Here is a 15,818-nt window from a genome sequence, read left to right as displayed (position 1 = left end):
GCCCTGCGGCGAGGAATTGGCAAACCGCGTCAGCGCCGGAGCCGCCTCATGTGCGAAGCGCGAGGCGGCGTATTTCGAGTGGCGGATCTTGATCTCCTGGAAATCCTCGACACCCCAGAGGTTGCGGTTCTGGCACACCGCCCGCAGATAGAAGCTCGCCATGCCAAGGGTCTTCGCGCCCACCTCGGAATTCCAGCAATAGAAGCCCCGGAAATAGAGATCGGGGGAGCCGTCGGGTAACTTGCCTGCTTCGATCGGATTGCGATCGTCGACCAGGAACAGGAAGACATCGCGGTCCGAGGCGTAGAGCGTGGTCGTGTCGCGGCTGATTTCGACATCGGGGTTGTAGACCCCGGTCGACCAATCCAGCACACCCGGCACCTTCCAGCGCGTATCGCCCGTGCCATTGCCCGCGATGCGCTGAACCGCCTCGACAAGCTCGAAGTCATGGATGCGGCCGTAGTCGGGACCGGTCACGGCGCGCAGTTCCGTGCGGCCATCCTCGGTCTCGAAGGTCTTCACCTGCTCGGCGCGGTGGTTGGTCAAACCGTATTGCAGGTTGATCCCCGCCAGAGGCGCGGGAAGCTGCCGCAGGTAGGATGCCGGGGCACCGACGATGCTGGCAAGCTGGCCGAAGGCCCAGTGCGTGGGCGCGACCGGCTCATGCGCTTTCGGCAGGACCAAGTGCAGCCGCTCTGCACTGTCGCGCGCTGCCTCGACACGGATGTCGGCGGTTTGCACCACCCGGCTGCGGCTGCGCTCAGAGCGACCCTTCACATTGGCCCAGAGATCGTCGAGCGACAGGTACCGCTCGTCATCCGGCCTGTTGAACCATTCGGACGACACCCGCCCATTCCGGTCACCCCGGCTCACATCCACTTTCCAGCCACCAGCCCGCGTCGGCTGTACCGCATCCAGAACTTCCACAACGCCCATCGGCATTCCTCCGCGACAGGCGCCGGGAGCCACTCTCCCAGCCTTCAACCTGTCACCCGGAAACCGGCACTCCTTTCACTCTCGAAAGATGCTTAGAAGGCAGAAATGCGGATAAGCCAGACCTTGTTTCCCGCTTTGTATCCCATCATCTTTGACCTCACCCCCGTTGCGAGTTGACCGAAACATCTGTCAAACGTAACATCATGGAAATATTAGGATCCGGGTCTGGAGTGCCTTTAATGACGAGCAAGTACACCTTTGAAAACCATGGCTTTGAGGAAATCGAAGCGTCCGAGGGCATGACGAACGCAGCCGCGTACACGAAGGAATGTTCTGGCGGGCGCTCCGACTGCTGCACGCGCACCTGCAGCGCGGACGCGACCTTTGTCGCGAGCGATGAAGACTGGGCCAAGTTTCTCGATGTACGAGGCGGTCAGATCCAGTATTGATCTGCGGTGACGATGACCAATTCGGATCGCTTCGTCTCTGGCTCAGGGACGGGGTGGATGTATATATTTCCCCAGATGACGTCGTTCACTTCGTCTTTCTGTCCACGAGGAAGCGGCTACGCCTCAAGGTGACGCCGCTTTTGATTGAGTGCCTCGAGTGGCTAGACGGCTCCGCGTCAGTCATGGAGCTGGATGCACGGTATGAAGCACAGGCATCCAGGCTGGGCAGCAAGCACCCTTCGTCATTTGTTGACTTCATTCAATATCTCTATGGAAAGGGGATCCTTGTCCGGAAGGATTGGATGCATAATGCGTTCTGCCCCGAACAAGTTGAGCGCTATTCTCGACAGCTGAATTTCTTTCTCGATATTGAAGAGTCCGAAACTGCGGCCACGGCCCTCCTAAAGAGAATAATGAACTGCAGGATCGCACTGATTGGTATTGGCGCGGTCGGCAGTTGGATTCTCAGAGAGCTTGTTCAGATCGGTTTCCAGCGCATCATCCTTGTTGATCCAAAGACATTGAAGCCCGCCGATCACACACGAAATGCTATTTTCGATCACCGACTGATCGGCGAACCAAAGGCTTTGGTTGCCGAGAGATTCGTTCATAGCCAAGCGCTCGAGCCAGAAACACGCGCCATACAATCCCCCCTCGACATAGAAACGAACGTCGAAGAACTCATCGGAGCGGATACAGACCTGATCATAAACACTGCGGACGAGCCATACATAGGCGCGACAAGCATAAAGCTATCGAGATACTGTGTGGAGAAGGGTCTGCCCCTGCTGGTTGCCGGTGGTTTTGACGCTCACCTCGCAAGTCTCAGCGAGATGATTGTTCCCGGCCAAACACCTTGCTCCGACTGCTATGCAATACACTTTGAAGAGACATTGCGCGGTTGGAAACCAATCTCCCATCCCATCGTTGATCGCCGTCGAGGCTTCGGTGGCCTGCCGTCGTTGTCGGCATTTGCTGCCTCGGCCGCGGTCCTGAAGATCGTTCGGCTCCTTTCGGAAAATGGTGGGGACATCGAGCAAGGCCGAGGTGAGTTCCTGTTCGATGAATACAGTATCGACAGTTTCAAGGTAGAAAGAAATCCTGAATGCCCGACCTGCGGCGACTTTGAAAGGCTGCAGGCACGTGCAGATTGAATTCTCACCCGGCTCACGTTGGTTATTGCGACCGTCCGTCTCCTTGATTCGGGTCGGCGATGGGATCTTTGAGTTCTTTCAGTCTTCTACGCGCAGATCCATGCGATTTCGGCTGAGATCAGAAATCGCCGGTGTCATCAGGGGGCTTGATGGCAGCCAGCGCCTTGAGGAGATCTGCGAGGTGCACGGAGCTTCGGTGTCACAAGCATCGCATCTCATGGAAGTTCTGCACGAGCGGTGCGCCGTTGAACCGAGTGCGGTTCGAGACGCTATTGACGCCACAGAGCACTACCGCGTCCTGAATTTTCTTGGAGACTACTTTCCTGCCGCAGAACTGTTTGCTGCCTTCGAAAGGCTCCGCTCAACAAGGGTTGCCATTCTGGGCTGTGGTGCCGTGGGTAGCTGGACTGCAGTGCAGCTTGCTCATTCCGGTCTCGACAACTTCACCGTGATTGATGGCGATCAAGTGGAGGAGTCCAACCTTAACCGCTCGATCTTCCTTCACGAGGACATTGGTCAACTAAAGGTCAAGGCCATCTCATCCGCCCTAAATCGGATATCACAAAGGGTTCGGGTTCGGAGAGTCAAAGAGAATATATGCGATGCAGACGGACTCCGCGCTTTGCTTTCCGAGGTAAGACCAGACGTGATTGTAAATTGCGCCGACGAGCCATCGGTGGACCTCACGAGTGAATGGATCAACGAATACTGTCAGGATCGACGCGTTCCATATGTCATCGCAGGCGGGTACAACCTTCACCTGAGCCTGATTGGAATGACGGTCAGTCCCGGTGTGTCTGCGTGCATCAACTGTTCGCGGATCACACTGGATGAACTCGAAGACGAGTCTCTGCAAGGTGTGCGAAGACTGTGGCGCCCGAAGCGCAATCTGGGAAGTCTCTCCCCGCTCACTGGGATAACCTCGTCGTTGGCGGCATCTGAAGTCCTACGTCTTGCGGTCAAGTCTGACAGGCTCCGTCCAGCCATGTGGAACCGCCGGGGAGAATTCAACTTCCTGACCAACGAACTCTCGTTTGTAGATCTTGCGCCACGTCCAGAGTGCGGATGTACGGCCGAGAGTATCCGCTCCAAAGTTCCCAAGCGTTCTCCTTAGCTTGAGCATCTTCCCCGGGCAATTCTGTCGCGCATGCGGATCTTCCTTCTTCGCCTTCTCGGCCTCGCTCGCGGCTTAGACGCTGCAATTGGTGGGCGGCGTTGGGAAGCGAAGCAGACAGTCGACGAGCTGAGCGCGCGAACATGGCAGACGCGATCACTGTGGCGCGACCGGAATAGTGGAACCTACGGGGCAAATCCATGGCTCGCGGCGGCGGCAAAAATGGACTCGAAGCTGCCTTGCGGCGCACGGCGAACCCGGCGGGTTGCCCCGCCAGGCCCGAGAGGGAGACCCCGTTCCTCAGAACGGGATCTCATCGTCGCGGTCGACCAGCTCGGGGTTTTCGTTCTCGGCCGACTTCGGCCAGCTCAGGAAGTCGACCTTTTCGGCGATGATCTCGCAGCCGTAGCGGTCGTTCCCCATGCTGTCGATCCACTTGGTGTAGTGGATGCGGCCGTGGACGAGGACCTTCATGCCCTTTTCGCAATGCTCGGCGACCGTCTTGCCGAGACCATTGAAGCAGGTGATGCGGTGCCATTCGGTGTCCATGACCCGGTAGCCGTTCTCGTCGCGCATCACTCGGCCTTCCGAGAGGCGGGGGCGCGAGGTGGCGAGGCTGAAGTTGGTAATCTTGGTGCCGCTCTGGGCGGTGCGGACTTCGGGGGTCTGACCGATGTTGCCGGCGAGGATGACGATGTTCTGCATGATAAGCTCCTGTGTTTCCTGTCTTCGGGACCGTCCCTTCGACAAGACCCTGAAAAAGCCCGTCGGGTGACGCGTGCACGGTGGACAGCATGGACACCGGACACCCCCAGAGGACCGGGGTGGAGCGGGCAGGACGCCAAAGGCGGCCAACACGGCCCGGACTGACGCGGGGTTGCGCGCAGGAGACCGAACGGGATTAGGGGATTGTCAGTCGAAGGGATGGCCCAGGAGACAGAGAGATGCGGGGAGCCCATGCCAGACCATGTCCCCTTGCCAATCGGACTGTTTGACCCAAAGCCCAGCACGCCGCTAGCGGCCTAAGTGGCTATCACCAGCTGTCACCCCTGCCCTTGCCTGCCGGGAAATGCAGGGCCCTACCGCGATGGGTTATCGATACCGGGAAATCCAGGACACGGACCGCACCAACGGCTGCTTTCGATCTCGAGGCACCGACGCTTAGCGAGCTGAAGAAAATGCAGAATGACGTCGCCAAGGCGATTGCCACATTCGAGGATCGTCGGAAGGCGGAAACCCGCCCCAAGGTGGAAGCTTTCGCCCACGATCTGGGCTACACTCGGACCGAACTTGTCGGCACCGAGACGAAATCCTCCCGCGCGCCTGCAGCGGCGAAATACCGACGCCCCAAGAACCTGTCGCTTGCCTGATTCAGCCGGGGTTGCAAAGGAACGAGAATGGCGAACGCACCGTCAAAACAGGGCGCACCATTAAGATTTTTTCCAGAATCGGATTGCCGGACCTTCGAAATTCGCGAGCGCTTCAGCGACATTCACGCCGCCTAGGATTTCAGTACTTGATGCCAGAGGATGGAAGCGGGGGGCCGTAGTTGTCCAATTGCCTTCCGCGTCGCAATGGTGATGCGCGGCTCCAGGTACGAGGTGTTCCTCAAGCGGAATGATGGCGCGCGGGTTATGATAGACGTTGAGTCCTTCCACCCAGCTCTCATGGTATCCTTTGACGTTCACGATCGCTTTGAAGAGCAGCGGGTCCCTCGCTTCGGGATCGGGGTCGACGACAGTGCCAGTGCGCGTCATCAATACGTTGCCCGCGTCAAACCCGGCCAGAATCCCCATTCGATTGAATTTTGAGATCGTGCCAGCGGTTGTGGAGATAACGGCGCTGACATGTTGCGAGTCCGGAATGTCAAAGAAGCCGGAGGGCACCACCTTGTCCCCCCAACGGTGCTCAATGATCTTTATGGGCTGTGCTACGGTTCTTCCTTGCTCGTCGCGTGCGGCGTCAAAGGAGTACCCGTAGAGATAACGCTCGAGTGCGGATCGGGTGTGGATCATGGAGCCGGGCGATGAGAAGTCCGCGATTGCAAACACCAGCGGTACACCAGCGATCTGCTCCTTTTCCCAGTATTTTTTCCTTAGCTTGCTGAACAATGGGCTGCCGAACTTTATCGGCATATAGTCCTGCAGATACGCTTCCATCTGTTCCTCGGTCTCAACGGGCGGTGGCGGAACTATTTCCACGCCTCGCCGGGTTGGCCCAACCGTCACCGCTTCGACGGCGATGGACCCAAACAAGCTTGTGCCGATGAAGTCGGGCACAGCATGCGTCGCATCCAGAGAAAACCCGAGTTCGATGAGCGTCGCGAAAAGATAAAGTTCCCAAATCCGCTGGTCAAAAGCGGTGGACTGGAACTGCTCCACGAAGTTTCCATCTAGATCCTCGTGCCACCGCATCATGGGTTCGATTATGCCCCGGGCAGGAAAGAAACCAATTTCGGATGCGACCTGCTGGAAATCCGGGTGCAAGACTTCTGGTGCGTGAATAGGAGTGAAGAAATCGACTGGCTCCCCCCTTTCATCGCCTTGGTGATGAAACACTTCCGGCTCATCGAGCAAATTGGTCATCAGTTTTCTCAATGCCCCGTGCGCCAGTTCCGGGCTCTCGAGGAAATCGGTCATGGAGGTCCACCGGAAGCGCAATTTCGCGTCCCGGCCAAAGGCCATTCCGGCAAAGTCACCGTCTGTTCGGTCCCTGATGAGCAGGCCGAGAATGCTTCCATCCTCTGACTCGTAGTAAGCCAGTTCCTCACCAGTCAGCGCTGCTCTCGGGTGCCGGGCATAGCCAGCGATTGCATTGAAACGGAGTTCGGAAATTTCCTTCAAATCAAGTCCTTTAACACTGCTGTCGATGTTCACGTACGGTGTCAGATTGGACGAGTGTTGCAAAGGTCGGCTTTGGTAGGGCCTGCTGATAGTCTTTGATGGCTTCGCCGCAACTGCGCATGTTCGCTCCCCGCCGAACCCGTGCGCACCACGATCTGCTCAGGGCCGCAGATCGGCTTTCCTTAGGCCGGCAACGCCGTTGTCTTTGTCGCTGATAGGCCCAGGGGCACACCTGTGCCACGCCTGGGCCCTCGGGAAGTGAGGCCTAAGCCTCACCCGAAGGGATCGTATTCCGAGACGATCACGACCTCGTCTCCGTCGATTTCATCGGCGGGGACGGCGCCATAGGTTCCATCACCTGCCTGGAAGACGACGATCGAGACCATGAGCGTGGCGGCGAGGGAGGCGGCGAAGGCGTGAGCATCTTTGCGGGACATCTGTTTGGCTCCTGTCTTGGAGGCGGAGGACCATCCCCCGCGCGACAGGACCCCGCAGGCCCGAAGACTGGCTGACATCACCGGGTGCGTTCGGCCCAAAAAGTGAAACGTGGCCGAATCCACCCGGCGGCACGGGTTCGCCCGTAGTCCGACCCCTCGCGGGTTGATCTCGAAGACTGGATTCGGGGCAAGGAAGGGAATGGCGAGCGGGGGATGGTGCGACCGCTGACTGGAGCCGGGTGTTCCGCTGATGCTATCGCTGCCAGCCTCCCGGCAGACATTTGGTACCAGATCTAGTTCCGTGTTGGATTGGACCCTATGGTGCCCCGCGATCTCGCGGGAAAGAGTCGTGATGGGTGAGAGGCCCGCGCTGTGGCGGACCCCTCGGATTCTACAGGCTCAGGCGGCAAGTTCCGCATCCCCTGCCCTATCGCCGCCCTCGCTGCCGACGATCTCGAGCCGCGCGTTGCGATAGCCTTCCCTGGCGATCCAGAGTTCCGCAGCCGTGACGGACTCGGCCAGATGCAGCAGCTCCGTGCAACCGCCGAAATCCAGCACGACGCGCACCTGTCCGGGCTTCGGCTCCTCAGCCACTTCGAATGTCAACGCACTGTCAGCCGAATGAGTCCGCATGATGGTGACAAGAATGACCCCGTCGGAAGAGAAGTTCCCCTCGTGCAGCGTGAACGACGCCGGCGCCGTCCAGGTCGGATAGGGTCGCGGCGGCTCCTTCTTGACGAGACGGCCGACGCCGTTCGAGCGCTCCCAGGCCGCGAGCTTCTTTGTGAACCGGGCGGGCGGTTTCGTTGTGCTATCGGTGTAGCGAATGAGCGCGCCCAGGGGCGCGGTTTCGAGAATGGTGGTTGCAGACATGATTCCTCATCCTGAATGCGTCATTTTGCATTCATCATATTGATATTGTTATGTTTTATGTGATTGAGGGCGGGTTTTCCCGCCCCCGGATGGCGCAGATCACTCCGCGGCCATCATCGATGCCTCATTGCCCGGCAGGTCAGCGGTGAGGAAGGCGGGCAGATCGACATCTTCGGCCTGCTCGGTGCCGGAAACGGGCTCAGACGCCCCCTGCCCTTCCACACCGTCGAGTGCCGCCAGATCGTGACGGCGAAGAACCTCCGGCAACCAGCCGCTGCCTTTCAGCAAACGCTCGGCTTCGGTCGCCATCTCGCCCTTCTTCAGGTGATCGAGGAGTTGCGCTGCCCCCTCCCCTTTCGCCTCGCGCACGGCCTCGAGTATCCGGGCCTTGGGCACGCGGTTCAGGTAGGTATCTGCGGTCGGTTCCCAACCCGCCTCGACCATGTCGAGTTCGACCGCCTGTGCGACCAAGTCGGACTGGGTCATCCGCCTGGTCAGACCGCTGGCGGATATACCGGCTCCATAAGGGTTCACCTTCTCATGGAGCGCGTTGATCCCGAAGCTGAGGCAATGCGCGAGCAGCGAAAGCCGGCTCCCTTGATCGAGGGAAGCCAGGTAATCCCAGAGAGCGGCATCGTCGCCGAGCGGCAGGTCGGCCTCCCACTCGGCGTGGCGATCGTCGACCAGCTTGGCCACCACGCTGTCCTTCAGATCGCTCGCCTGCGCGGACATGTAGACGTGACGCACTGAAGCCTCGAGGCAGCTGCCGGCCGAACTGGACGTCCGGAAGGTGTCATTTACGAGCTTCAGGAGCAGCAGTGTCAACGCGACGTCAGGTGAGCGCCCGACAGCTTCCCGCAGTGCCAATGTCCGGTGCGCCGTCAACTCCATGATCAGCCGCTCAGGCAAGGGCTTCAACGCACCATCGTCCTCGTCGTCGGGCATGTTCGCGCCAAGCGCTTGACCGGCAGAGGTGATCACCGTGCCATGGCCGATACCATCCACTTTGCTTCCCGTTGAAAGTTCAACGCCCTGCCCGTCTGCCGCCTGTTCACCGCTGTGGACGTCGGCATCTTGCCGAGGTTCATCCTCGGGCCGGACAAAGCCCCGATAGACGGCAAGCTCGCCATAGCGGTCAAGCGTCACGAAAGCCCCTGCCCGTGCGATCTCCTCATCGTCGAAGATCAGCGGCCGGGCCTCGAGCTTCTCCATCGCGACTTCCAACGCGCCAAGACGCGCGTCGATCTTTTCGGGGAATTCATCCTGGCCCTCGTATTCCTCCTCGAGCGCCCGGTACTCTGCAAGCAGCTTGGCATGTGCCGCGCCTTCGTCATCCGTCATCGGCGCCGGGTCTCCGCTCAGCCGCCGCAAACCGTGGCTGTAGCCATAGGGCAGGTCGAGCGAGACCTCGATCCACTTCCAGCCCTCGGTCGCGATCGCTTCGGCTTCAGCCTGAAGCTTCTCGCTGACCAGTCGGTCGAGCAGGGCCGGGTCTTCCAGCCAACCGCCGTCGTCGCCCTGGAAGAGGTCGTGCAACATGGTGCCGCCAGCAGCCTCGTACGCCTCGACGCCGACAAAGGCGGCCCGACGGTCAGACGCGCGCACCGACGTTTCGGTCAGCATGCGCCGGATCTGATAGGGCTCCTTGTTCCAGGATGACCGGATCGCCTCCCAGACCTGAACCTGGCGCTCATGATCCGGATTGACGGTGAAGGCCATCAGCTGCTCCAGCGTCATCTCATCTTCGGCGTAGACTTCGAGGAGGGCCGGGGCCACAGCGGCGAGTTTCAGGCGCTGTTTGACCACCTGCGGCGTGACGAAGAAAGCGGCCGCGATCTCTTCATCGCCCTGACCCTTCTCCCGAAGTGCAACGAAGGCGCGGAACTGATCAAGCGGGTGCAGGGCTGCACGCTGCATGTTCTCAGCGAGCGAGTCGTCTTCGGCGAGGATCGCAGAATTGGCATCCCGCACGATGCAGGGAATGGGCGTCGTCTTGGCCAAGCGTTTCTGCTTCACCAGGAGAGACAGTGCCTGGAAGCGCCGACCGCCAGCGGGGATTTCGAACTTGCCGGTCTCGGAACCATCATCCGCCGGAACGGGCCGAACGCTCAGGCTCTGCAGCAACCCGCGGCGGGCGATGTCTTCGGCCAGTTCCTCGACCGAGATGCCGGCCTTGATGCGCCGGACGTTGGACTGGCTCAGCACGAGCTTGTCGAAGGGAATGTCCCGGGACGGGGACAGGGTGACTTTCTGAGCGGATTTCGCCATAGGTTCTTCTCCACGACGGGCGCCGGAAGCCACTCTTCCGATCTCACTTCCCGTCACCCTTTTCACAACCCCTCTCTCCCTCGACGGTAGTTGTCCGCGGACAATTTTTGGCGGAAGCAGTAGAGCACTGTCCGGTTAAATCGCTTGTGGTTGTGTCCGAGAGAGACGGCGAACAAGCTGCTCTGGAACGAAGTCAGCGCTGTTTCTCCCGGACGTTATCGACCGAAAATAGGCACCGACCTTTTGGACTTTTTCGTGGAACTGCATGATCGCCCAGACGGTCAGCGCAGTGCCTTCTATGCCAAGCTGTTCTTGAGCATCTTGGTAGTTTCTCGAGTCTATCCCGAGCATTGGTGCGAGAGTTCGTGCGTGTGAAACCACGTCGGACATAGTTTTCACTGGCGTGAGTGAAAATTGGGCTGCTTCAGGGCAGGCGCTAAGGATTTCGGGAACGCTAAGGGGTATTGCCCTTAAACGTGAAGGTCGAGTTTTCGGTGGGTGGTGTTCTCTTTTATCAATATGTTCTTTGTTTGAGTTATGATGGTGCCGGACATTTTGGCCGTCGTTGCCGGACATTTTTTCCTCTCGGGCGACGACTGCTTCACAAGGTTGTTCGGCTTCCACGGCTTCGATGTCCAGGCCAGCCAAGAGGCTGTAGCATTCATCCAGTGAAAGCTTTCTGCGAAGGGTGCGTATAGCGATTATCGCATCAATGTCGTCGGGTTCGGTTTGCAGGATGTCGTTTGCTGCGGCACGTATCTTCGCTTTGATGTAGGCGATCTGGTCGTTTTCGCGAACGGCCTGGGCAGCAAGTTCTGCGAGCTCCGAGAAGCGTTGGAATAAGGGTGTGAGGTCGAACCCAAATAGAAGGGCGGTGCCTTCGGTAACGTTTCGCTTGCTGAACCGTTTTCGATTTGAGCTATCACGGCGAACAAGCAGCCCGAGTTCTTGGAGAATGGCCGCATGGCGCCTAATTGTTCGGTCGGAGATCCCATTGCGTCGGAACGCAAGCGTGGCGTTAGATGCAAAGACGGTGTTGTGCTGCCTTTTCGGTGGAAGGCACGAGAGCATCGCGTCGAGCGTCGCAATGACTGATGCTTTTAGACCCATCAACGGAGCCGCCTGGCGCAGTGTGTCGATGATGATGTGACGTTCGGGGCGGTCGTTGTCCGCGGACAACAGTATCTCTGTCCGCTCTCCAACGGAGGCGGATGCCTGAGTAAATGCCATGAATTTTTCACGACAGCCGGTCGGGAAAGGCCCAGATCCCCCGATTTCTTGAGAAAAGGCAACAGATCATCGTTCAACCGATTCGGTTGTTATTGACTGCTACGGAGAAGCTGGTACATCTGAGGGTGCTAAGAACAGATTGGGCTCTCCGGGGATGACCTTGGGGGGCTCTTTCTTTTCTGGCTGTTTTTCGTGCTCCTTTTTGTTGCTCTGCTCGCCTGTCTGTCAGCCGGATTGCTGGTCCGACTTCCACGCCTCATAGAGACGTTTCAACTCAACTTCCGCGTTGTCTCGCATCCATTGAGCGAACTCTGGGGTATCAACCTTGGACATTTTCACCGTCAAAGCGCGCGGGCTATCCTTGACCTCTGCAAGTGTCTTGCCGTCGCTTGAGACAACCATATGCGCCGCGGACTTTGTGGACCTTGCGGTTTTGCGAAGTCCCGCAATGGCGTCGCTGACGCGCGCAAAACGGTCGTCCGAAGTAGGGATCTGATCCAAGCCCAAATCGGAGGCTATCCGAACTAGGTCAGCATTGCTGTCCTTCGCCTTGTCTGCTAGGTCTTCCCAGCGGCGGCGTCCAACGCCATGCGCTGAGCCGATCAACTGGATCACAGTCTCCGGTATCGTGCGGGCGACCTTGGTCATTCGCGATAACATAGGCTTGTCGATAGCAAGTGCGTCGAGGATCACTGGCTGATCGTAGCCATTATCGCTCAGCTGCGCGGCGAACAGGGCCTTTTCAATGAAACTAGGGTCCAGTCTGTGTGAGTTTTCCTGGCCTTGGGCAAGGATCGCCTCCTCGTCCGAAAGAGTGCGCACCAAGGCTCTGGCCGATACTCCGATCGATTGCAGGGCCCGCAGTCGGCGACGACCATAAACGATCTTGTACCGACCCGGTTTGTCCGCAAGCGGACGGACCATGATCGGCACCTGCTGCCCATGTTCCTTGATGCTCGCCGCAAGAGACGCGACGTCGGCATCGGAGAATGAAAGACGGTCTTTCGGCCCGTCTTCCTCTATAAGATCGACCGGAATTTCCCGTACAGCGTTGCTGGATAGATCCTTCAGGGTCGATTTCACACCGCTCATCGCACCGGTGTTGGGGAAACGAGGTTTAAGGTCAGCCGTTGCCACGTCCTCGGTGGTGTCCGGTGGGGGAGGGGGCTGGAAAAGGTTTCTACGCACCATTACTCGACCGTCCTCCCCCAAGCCTGTTGAATCGTCTTTTCGAACTCGTCTGCGACGCCGTTTACGCTTTCGAGTATCCTGTCCAATGTCTTCTTGACGACCTGGCTTGGCTCTAGTTCATAGATCGTCTGCTGCGTCATCCCGGCGTCCGAAATGGCAGTGGATTTCAGCATGGGCGTGGTGAGAACCTGGTCGAGCAAAATCGACCTTAGGAACCCAGCCATCTGCGATTGTGGGACATCGGTCGGTTCGAACCTCGCGACGAGGTACTTGAGGAACGACCAGTCGATCGGTCCTGTTGCTTCCTCCAAAGTCCTGACGGTTTCTCCCGCCATCTCAAGGAATTGCGCCATGGAGGCGACGTCCAGCATACTCGGCACCACAGTAATCAGGAGTCCGGTTGACGCGAGCAATGCCGTCATCGTCGTGAAGCCCAACTGCGGCGGGCAGTCGATGATCACCAGATCGTAGTTGGCTTCGATCTCATCGAGCGCAATGGCCAACCTCTGAGTGAACGGAGGATCGACCTTGTGTTGAAGCGCGTAAGCCGTCTCGGTTTCATACTCAGACAGCAACAATCCGGCTGGCGCGAGGTCGAGGTTGTGGAAGTAAGTCTTGCGGACGACTTGGCTCAGGGGAACCGGATCCTCGTATTTCAGGGCGTCGTACACCGTGCCGCTTTCGGCAAATTCGATTTCTGGGCGGTATCCGAACATAGTTGTTAGGCTGGCTTGGGGATCCATGTCTACGGCCAAGACGCGATACCCTCTGAGGGCATAACGTTGGGCTAGATGAATTGCTGTCGTCGTCTTGCTGGACCCGCCTTTGAAATTCACAATGGATATGATCTGAAGTCCATCGCCATCCCGCCGGCCTGGCAAGTAAGCTTCCCCGTTGCGACCGGTCCGCGCCATCACCCTGCGGATTTGATCGATCTCTTCAGCGGAATAGAGACGCCTGCCGCGAGAGTCTGTCTCGACTTCGGGAAAATCACCTTCCTGGTGGCGCGTTCTCAGGTTCGACATGCTGATGCCTGTCAGCTCAGAGACCTCTGCAGGGTGAAACTTCCGCAGCGTCTTTCTGCTTTCCGGTTGAAAGCTGTTGCGCATATGATGGTTGAGAGCATCCGACAGGCGCGCAGCGTTGGCAGAAATGGAAGCTGCAATGGATTTTGCGCCGGGGAAATCTGCCTTGCTGTTCATGCTGCCCTCGTGACCTCTTGGTGGGTCGATTGTGTTTCGTCGCTAAAGTGCGCGATTTTCGCTTTTTTGCGACTACAGCACTCATGACACGCAACTTATCGCCAGACAACAATTTTTTTGAAGGCGGAGGGCGCGAACTGGAGCTGGGCGTGCATTCTGGCGTGAGAAAGTGGTCTAAGTATCTAGTAGATCAGGATAAATCTCAGTCCGCTCTAGCGCCTTGTCGAACATGTTGTGGCTTCACTGCAGCCTACCCCTAGGTATCGCGGCGGGGTCTGCCGACGAATCGTCGCTTCTGAAGGATTAAGCGATTGGCACCGAATAGCCGATTAGACGAGCCCGAGTCGCTCGGCCCGTTCCAACAGCATTCTGACTGAGGAAGGCTGCCAGCTGGTTCGCCCACGAGGGGTGCGCTCACGCATGGATTCCAGTCGTTCGCAGATGGCCTGCAAGGTGATCTCGGGGTCAGCACCTTTGATTGCAGCGACAATCGCAGGCAGGCGATCGTCGTTTTCGCGACGTCCTGCTCGTCCAAGCACTTCAGCGGGCAGGAATCCGTCCCTCACGTATGCCTTCACGGCGCGGATTAAACGGCTTTGTGTCCAGCGCCGGTCGTGGGGCAGGGGGGCATTGATGATACGCAGGACATCTTCCCAGGCCATATCCGGCCTTAGGCGGCGTACATGGGGCACCCAATCCTGCGCTGTCTCGTTCAAGCGCTCCATGTAGCCGTCCTGTCGTGCCAACCGCACCTTGCGCACCGCGGCGGGGTCGCGGGCGCGCAAGCCCGGATTGCCGCCCACGCGTCCTTTAGTCCTTGCGCTGGCCAAACCGGCCTTCGTCCGCTCGCGGATCAGGGCGCGTTCGAATTCGGCCGCAGCGCCCAGAACTTGCAGCGTGAACTTGCCCTGCGGTGAGGACGTGTCGATAGGGTCCTGGAGCGAGCGGAAGAACGCGCCCTTGGTCTCCAGCCGCTCGATCACCTCCAGCAGATGCGACAGCGACCGCGCCAGTCGGTCGATCCGAACGACGACCAGCGTGTCGCCCTTGTCGATCCGTTCCAGCACCCTTGCCAGCACCGGGCGGGCGCGATTGCCGCCTGTCGCGTTTAGTTCCCGATTTCAATTGAAGCAGTAAGCTGAAACTGAAGCGCTGGAATTTCATCTTAGCGCTTCACCAAACACGTCAAGAATCCTGGGCATCACAGCCCTGCGGCTTTGGTTAGGTTCACTCGGAACCTGTCGCGCCTGCGCTGATAGCGCCGGGTCATCTCGGCCGACGCATGTCCGAGTTGCTTTTGAACATAGCGCTCATCAACCTCTGCCGACGAGGCGAGCCCGGCGCGTAAGGAATGGCCGGAGAACATTGCCAGCCGTTTGGCGTCCGGCAGATCGGACCTGACGCCGCTTTTTAGAACGCTCGCTTTGATCAGTCGCGCGACGTGCTTATCGGAGAGGCGCGCCTCGAGGGCGCTTTTGCCATCCCGGGAGATGCGCACGAAGACCGGCCCAAAGTCGATGCGTCCGAAGTGTAGCCATTGCTCAAGTGCGTGGACGGGACAGGTCTGGTCGCTTGAGCCGCGCCCGACCTCAACCTCGCGCCACCCGGTCTTGGCGTTAAGCGTCAGCAGCGCGCCTTTGTCGAAGATCTCGAGCCAGCCGCCGCTGTCGGGGGTATCGTCCTTGCCGTGGTCCAGGCTGACAATCTCGGACCGGCGCAGACCGCCCGCATAGCCCAGAAGCAAGATCGCCCGGTCTCGAAGCCCGCGGAGATCGAAAGGAAGGGTGGCCACCATGGCCTGGATGTCCTCAGGCAAGATCGCCTCCTTCTGGACCGGCGGGCGCGCATGCTTGCGTTTGATCCCGGCCAGAACGGTGGCGATGTGCCGGTCCTTGCGATCAAGAGTGAACCCGCGCTGCCTGTAGTTCCAGGCAAGCCCCGAGAGACGGCGCTCGATCGTGGAGACCGAAAGGGCAGGGGCCTTCTCGGCTGGTGCAGCAAGATCAGCTAGGGAGTGGGCAAAACCTGGGGGTGTCTGTGTATGCTGGTGGTTCATTAAGAGGGGAACTGCCATGGAAGTGCGGATTATTGTCGAGACAACATTTGAGAACGGAACCACAA

Annotated in this window: 14 protein-coding genes and 1 pseudogene; 4 read left to right on the top strand and 11 right to left on the bottom strand. The window is 58.9% G+C overall.

The window, feature by feature from the left end; genetic code table 11:
- Positions 1 to 936 (bottom strand): DUF932 domain-containing protein (locus DJ029_RS20900; RefSeq protein ID WP_112324412.1); only part of this gene is annotated, 936 nt, incomplete at its 3' end.
- A 239-nt stretch (positions 937 to 1,175) separates the two neighbouring features.
- On the opposite strand from DJ029_RS20900, the gene DJ029_RS20895 reads away from it, so the two are divergent.
- The 3 genes from DJ029_RS20895 to DJ029_RS20885 all read left to right on the top strand — a co-directional run bounded on the left by DJ029_RS20895 (position 1,176) and on the right by DJ029_RS20885 (position 3,653).
- On the top strand, positions 1,176 to 1,385 hold the full coding sequence (locus DJ029_RS20895) for a hypothetical protein (RefSeq protein ID WP_112324410.1): 210 nt from the start codon (positions 1,176 to 1,178) through the stop codon (positions 1,383 to 1,385).
- A 182-nt stretch (positions 1,386 to 1,567) separates the two neighbouring features.
- Entirely contained in the window at positions 1,568 to 2,539 is a 972-nt protein-coding gene (locus DJ029_RS20890) for a HesA/MoeB/ThiF family protein (RefSeq protein ID WP_157966477.1), read from the top strand.
- Positions 2,529 to 3,653, top strand: coding sequence for a HesA/MoeB/ThiF family protein (locus tag DJ029_RS20885; protein ID WP_112324408.1), 1,125 nt, complete (start codon positions 2,529 to 2,531; stop codon positions 3,651 to 3,653). The genes DJ029_RS20890 and DJ029_RS20885 overlap by 11 nt, the downstream gene beginning before the upstream one ends.
- A 300-nt stretch (positions 3,654 to 3,953) precedes the next feature.
- On the opposite strand, the gene DJ029_RS20880 is transcribed toward DJ029_RS20885, so the two are convergent.
- Positions 3,954 to 4,358, bottom strand: a complete 405-nt coding sequence (locus tag DJ029_RS20880) for a single-stranded DNA-binding protein (RefSeq protein ID WP_112324407.1) — start codon at positions 4,356 to 4,358, stop codon at positions 3,954 to 3,956.
- Positions 4,359 to 4,831: 473 nt separating this feature from the next.
- On the opposite strand from DJ029_RS20880, the gene DJ029_RS20875 reads away from it, so the two are divergent.
- A complete protein-coding gene (locus tag DJ029_RS20875) occupies positions 4,832 to 5,023 on the top strand; it encodes an H-NS family nucleoid-associated regulatory protein (RefSeq protein WP_112324406.1) in 192 nt (63 codons plus the stop codon).
- A 60-nt stretch (positions 5,024 to 5,083) separates the two neighbouring features.
- Here DJ029_RS20875 and DJ029_RS20870 read toward each other — a convergent pair whose 3' ends face one another.
- From DJ029_RS20870 to DJ029_RS20835, 9 genes and pseudogenes are all read right to left on the bottom strand, one after another.
- Complete coding sequence (locus DJ029_RS20870) at positions 5,084 to 6,529, bottom strand: hypothetical protein (RefSeq protein ID WP_112324411.1); 1,446 nt, start codon at positions 6,527 to 6,529, stop codon at positions 5,084 to 5,086.
- Positions 6,530 to 6,768: 239 nt separating this feature from the next.
- Positions 6,769 to 6,933 carry a hypothetical protein gene (locus DJ029_RS21990; RefSeq protein ID WP_009574204.1) on the bottom strand — a complete coding sequence of 55 codons (165 nt, stop codon included), beginning with the start codon at positions 6,931 to 6,933 and terminating at the stop codon, positions 6,769 to 6,771.
- Positions 6,934 to 7,332: 399 nt separating this feature from the next.
- The gene (locus tag DJ029_RS20865; protein WP_112324405.1) at positions 7,333 to 7,806 is read right to left on the bottom strand and encodes a hypothetical protein; all 474 of its coding nucleotides are present in this window, start codon (positions 7,804 to 7,806) and stop codon (positions 7,333 to 7,335) included.
- A 99-nt stretch (positions 7,807 to 7,905) separates the two neighbouring features.
- On the bottom strand, positions 7,906 to 10,074 hold the full coding sequence (locus DJ029_RS20860) for a ParB/RepB/Spo0J family partition protein (protein ID WP_112324404.1): 2,169 nt from the start codon (positions 10,072 to 10,074) through the stop codon (positions 7,906 to 7,908).
- A gap of 135 nt (positions 10,075 to 10,209) precedes the next feature.
- Entirely contained in the window at positions 10,210 to 11,304 is a 1,095-nt protein-coding gene (repC, locus tag DJ029_RS20855) for a plasmid replication protein RepC (RefSeq protein ID WP_112324403.1), read from the bottom strand.
- Between the two features lie 225 nt (positions 11,305 to 11,529).
- Entirely contained in the window at positions 11,530 to 12,495 is a 966-nt protein-coding gene (repB, locus tag DJ029_RS20850) for a plasmid partitioning protein RepB (RefSeq protein ID WP_112324402.1), read from the bottom strand.
- The gene (repA, locus tag DJ029_RS20845; protein WP_112324401.1) at positions 12,495 to 13,697 is read right to left on the bottom strand and encodes a plasmid partitioning protein RepA; all 1,203 of its coding nucleotides are present in this window, start codon (positions 13,695 to 13,697) and stop codon (positions 12,495 to 12,497) included. The genes repB and repA overlap by 1 nt, the downstream gene beginning before the upstream one ends.
- A 329-nt stretch (positions 13,698 to 14,026) precedes the next feature.
- A pseudogene (locus DJ029_RS20840) lies at positions 14,027 to 14,812 on the bottom strand (recombinase family protein); the annotation flags it as partial.
- Positions 14,813 to 14,898: 86 nt separating this feature from the next.
- The coding region (locus tag DJ029_RS20835) for a tyrosine-type recombinase/integrase (protein ID WP_232823169.1) at positions 14,899 to 15,818 on the bottom strand (920 nt) is incomplete at its 5' end.

The sequence above is a fragment of the Oceanibium sediminis genome, assembly GCF_003265325.1.
Classification (GTDB): Bacteria; Pseudomonadota; Alphaproteobacteria; order Rhodobacterales; family Rhodobacteraceae; genus Halovulum; species Halovulum sediminis.
This window is presented reverse-complemented; position numbering and strand designations above follow the sequence as displayed.